General features: G+C 43.7%; 3 protein-coding genes. All 3 read left to right on the forward strand.

From position 1 onward, the window contains the following. The coding region (locus F6K53_RS37335; protein ID WP_293084661.1) for a glycosyltransferase family 4 protein at positions 1-786 on the forward strand (786 nt) is incomplete at its 5' end. Positions 787-1,087: 301 nt separating this feature from the next. Then, positions 1,088-1,915, forward strand: a complete 828-nt coding sequence (locus F6K53_RS37340; RefSeq protein ID WP_293084663.1) for a hypothetical protein — start codon at positions 1,088-1,090, stop codon at positions 1,913-1,915. Between the two features lie 29 nt (positions 1,916-1,944). Beyond that, the gene (locus F6K53_RS37345) at positions 1,945-2,205 is read left to right on the forward strand and encodes a hypothetical protein (RefSeq protein ID WP_075905451.1); all 261 of its coding nucleotides are present in this window, start codon (positions 1,945-1,947) and stop codon (positions 2,203-2,205) included. The last annotated feature ends 229 nt before the right edge of the window (positions 2,206-2,434 follow it).

A 2,434-nucleotide genomic window follows, 5' to 3' on the forward strand; every position in this document is an offset into this window, starting at 1 on the left:
TTGTACATCGCCAAGTATGGACGAAAAGATATCTTCTATCATGGTCTACGCTGGGCTGAGCGCTTGACTTATGCTACGGCAGACATGGTGATTTCAACTAATGAATCCCATCGCAAAGTCGCCCTTACCCGAGGGGGGAAGAAACCAGAGCAAGTAGTTGTAGTGCGCAGTGCTCCTGATCTAGAACGGTTTCGGATCATGCCCTCAAACCCGAGTTACCGCAGAGGTCGTGACTATCTGGTCGGTTATATGGGGGTTATGGGGGAACCGGAGGGAATTGACTATCTTCTCAGGGCAATACGTTACATTGTGCAGGAAAAGAAGCGCCAAGATATTCACTTCATGCTAATTGGCAGTGGCCCTGCTGCTGAAACCCTCAAGGCTTTATCTAAACAGCTTGACCTGACTGATTTTGTAGAATTCACAGGATTTCAGACCGGGGAAGCACTTTTAGAGCGGCTTTCCAGTTGCGATGTATGTGTGGAACCCTCTCCCACATCGGCTTATAACGAAAACTGCACTATGAATAAAATCTTGGAGTACATGGCTCTAGGTAAACCCATTGTTCAGTTTGACCTCCGAGAGGGAAGACACTCTGCAGGCAATGCATCTGTTTATGCTACGCCTAATGACGAGCTGGAGTTTGCTGAGAAAATTCTCGAACTTCTCAAGTCTCCTCAACTCAGAGAAAAAATGGGAGCAGAAGGTAGACGCAGGATGGACGAAATGCTGGAATGGCGTCATCAAGCGCCTAAACTTTTAGATGCTTATGGAAAAGTTTCGTGAGTTTTTTTAGGAGCAAAGGGAGCAAGGAGTAGGGAGTAGGGAGTAGGGAGTAGGGAGTAGGGAAAACATCCTGTCTAGTTCAGGTGCGACCCGTGGCGAATTTAATTCGCCAACGGAAAGCGCACCTAATAGTTATGAGAAACGCTATCTATTGCTTTAGCAAAAGTAACTATATCAGTTATAACCTAGAAAATAGATGGTCTTATAGTATCGATTTTATAAAACTATTTTTATGATATTGAATGAAAATTATTTAGTTAAAAAAATCAAACGTTTACCGGGAAAACTTAAGAGAGAGTCTTTGCGAATACCGATGCTAGATCACCTGTATTATGGTGACTATATAAAAAGACTAGAAAATCATGCTAACTCCCTACCTGCCCTAGATCCAGTAGATTTACCGTTGTTGAATTCTCTCTTGAAACAAGGAACGGTTGTTACTTCTTTAGAAGAGTTAGCAATTTCCTATAAGGAACTGATAGATAGTGCTGAGGATATCTTCCCAAAATTACGGGGATTACCTATACCGAAACTTGAGTCTTGTATAACCTATCGCGAAGAGCTAATTAGTTACCCACAAATTTTTAAGTGGGCACTTAACGAACGATTGCTTGATATTGTAGAAAATTACCTTGGTGTTCCAGTGTTATTGGCTGGTGTAACCCTTCAAAGGACTATTGCGGATGGAAAACCAGTACATGTCAGGCAATGGCACGTAGATCCAGAAGACTATCGCATGGTGAAAATCATTATCTACTTCAATGATGTGGGGTTAGATGGTGGCCCTTTTGAATATATTCCCAGACATTTAACCTCATCATTAGCTCAAGCCCTGAACTACAATTATTACAGTTCTGGTTTTGTCTCGGATCAAGAGATGACAAGGGTTGCCCCTAAAGCTACCTGGATCCCTTGCCCAGGACCCTATGGCACAGTAATTTTTACTGACACACGCAGCATTTTCCATCGTCTGAAACCACCTACTGGATCACAGCGATACTCAATTACTTTCGCCTACACCTCTAGACGACCGATCACAACCTTTGAGAGAAATTTCTCTAAACACCAGTTGCAAGTCATTGCCAGCGGGTTAAGCCAACGACAACAAGATTGTCTCTTTTTCGATTAAAGCTGTGATCATTACAGTGGAGTTGCACCATGGTTAACCCAGTGGAACAGGCATCAGGCGTGGAACAGGCATCTTGCCTGTTTCAATTCCCAGGCGGGCTGTCCCAACAAGGGGCGAAGAGGCGGAAAATGAGGGCTCTCCCTTGGGTGGTGCGTTACGGGGCGGAGTATACCAACCCTGGCTACAAAGCGAAACATCAGAAGCTTTCCGCCCCTAACGCACCCTACGCAACTGTGATCCGGTCATGCCTTGATCATCTCGTAAATTGCCAAAAATCAATCCTACCCTGAGCGATCGCATACCTTTGATGTTAGGATTTGACTCGTAACCGTAAATTATACGGATATGAACAAAGATACAGGGAATTGTATCTTTGTGAGGAGTGTTCGAAAAAAAGGAATAAGAGGCTTGTGGTAGATTCTAAACGATTGTCTGGGCAGTTGTTCAACTTAACGGGAACTAAACTCCTATATATTCTATCAATCGGCTTAACTCTGGGTGCATTAATTTTGGATGGGA

Origin of the sequence: Moorena sp. SIO4A1 (genome assembly GCF_010672065.1) — a bacterium.
Lineage (GTDB): Bacteria > Cyanobacteriota > Cyanobacteriia > Cyanobacteriales > Coleofasciculaceae > Moorena.

What these genes read in the sequence shown, in the direction of transcription:
- F6K53_RS37345 (WP_075905451.1), top strand. Translation starts at nt 1,945, where the DNA reads ATGGTTAACCCAGTGGAACAGGCATCAGGCGTGGAACAGGCATCTTGC.